This is a genomic window from Pseudomonas sp. (genome assembly GCF_050739995.1).
In the GTDB taxonomy this organism is placed as follows: Bacteria; Pseudomonadota; Gammaproteobacteria; order Pseudomonadales; family Pseudomonadaceae; genus Aquipseudomonas.
In genome coordinates this window covers 1-1778 of the sequence record NZ_JBOICG010000111.1, presented here as the reverse complement: position 1 = coordinate 1778, position 1778 = coordinate 1, and the positions used below count along the sequence as shown (strand labels likewise).

At 64.6% G+C, this 1778-nt stretch carries 2 protein-coding genes; both read right to left on the bottom strand.

Annotation, left to right across the window (positions count from 1 at the left end):
* Positions 1–114 precede the first annotated feature (114 nt).
* Positions 115–1446 carry a c-type cytochrome gene (locus ACRESD_RS03790; protein WP_431749698.1) on the bottom strand — a complete coding sequence of 444 codons (1332 nt, stop codon included), beginning with the start codon at positions 1444–1446 and terminating at the stop codon, positions 115–117.
* A 16-nt stretch (positions 1447–1462) separates the two neighbouring features.
* A partial coding sequence (locus ACRESD_RS03785; RefSeq protein ID WP_431749697.1) for a molybdopterin cofactor-binding domain-containing protein occupies positions 1463–1778 on the bottom strand: 316 nt, incomplete at its 5' end.

Genomic DNA, 1778 nt, shown 5'->3' with positions numbered 1-1778 from the left:
TTCGCCGCCCAGCGCGGGGCAAGCCCGCTCACTACAAGGGTTTGGTCGCGGTAGATTTTCTTGACTGACTGGCATTAGGGCTCCCACATCACATTCAGCCGAGTACGACCTCGGTTAGCGCATGTGCAGGATGATCGGGCTGCTGCTCGCCGGATCGGTATGCCCGCGCAACTTGCCCACTGCTGCGGCGTCGACCGCGCCGCCATGATTGCCCCACGTGCTGCGCACGTAAGTCAGCACTTCGGCGATGTCCTGATCCGACAACTGCTCACGAAACGCCGGCATGCGGTAAGCGTCCGGCACACCAGCCGCCACCACCCGTTGCGAGCCGTTGAGGGTGATGTTGATCGCCGACGCACTTTCCGACGCCAATGCCGACGTGGCACCGGCCAGGGGGGGCATCCACTCGGGCTGGCCTTTGCCATCCGGGCCGTGGCAGGACGCGCAGCGGGTGGCGTAGGTGTGGGCACCGGGACGGGTGTCGACGGCGGCGTTCTGGTATTGCCATGGCGTGCCGTCACGCTGCGGGTCGCCGGGCAGGGACTTGAGGTAATGGGCGATGGCGGCCAGGTCGTCGTCGTTCATGAACTGGGTGGAGTTGTTGAACGCCTCGGTCATCGAGCCATACACCACCGCATGTTGGTTGCGTCCGGTCTTGAGGAATTGCACGATTTCAGGCTCGCTCCAGCGGCCCAAGCCAGTGTTGGGGTCCTGGCGCAGGCTGGGCGCGTACCAGCCATCGAGCAGGGCGCCGGCGAGGAATGGCGTACCGGACTCGTCCAGGGCTTTCTCGTTAAAGGCCAGGCCGCGTGGTGTGTGGCAACTGCCGCAGTGGCCGGGCCCTTGGACGATATAGGCGCCGCGATTCCACAACGCATCCTGGCCTTGTTTGGCCGCGTAGGGTGCGCTAGGGGCGAACACCCCGTTCCACAAGGCGATGGGCCAACGCATGTTCAGCGGCCAGGGAATATCACTGGGGATGTTGGGCTGGTTGGAGGGCTCTACGCCTTTCATGAAGAACGCGTACAGCGCACGCATGTCGTCGTCGCTGAGTTTTACGTAAGACGGGTAGGGCATGGCCGGGTAAAGCCGTCGCCCTCCCGGCGCAACGCCGTGGCGCACCGCACGGTCAAAGTCGGCCAGGGTGTAGGCGCCTATACCGACGGTCTTGTCCGGCGTGATGTTGGTGGCATGGATCGCGCCCAACGGCGTGGCCATCTCCAGGCCACCGGCGAACGGTGTCTTGCCGGGCAGACTGTGGCAGGCCACGCAGTCGCTGACACGGGCGACATACTCACCACGGCTGACCAGTGCCGGATCGAAGGTCTGTTCTTGCTCGAAAGGCGTGGCGGGTTGACGGGTGACATACCAGGCCAGCGCACCGGCTGCGACCAGGCCGGCCAGCACCAGCCAGCCTGCGGTTCTTGCGAATCGTGGGTTGTTCATGGGCGGTTCCTGTCGGTTAGACGAACGTGTATCGGCTCAAAGGCAGACTGCGGATGCGCTGACCGGTCAGGTGCGCCACCGCGTTGGCCACGGCCGGCGCCACCGCAGGCAGCGGCGGTTCACCGATGCCCCCCATTTTTTCGCCACTCTCGACGATCCGTACGTGCACCTGCGCCATGCGTGAAGGCGGCAGGATCGGGTACAGGTCGTAATTGCGCGCCCGGGGTTTACCGTCCACCCATACCGACTCTTCCACCAAGGTTTGCGACAAGCCCAACGCTACCGCGCCACTGACCTGGGCTTGAACAATCGCCGGATTGACGATGCTGCCC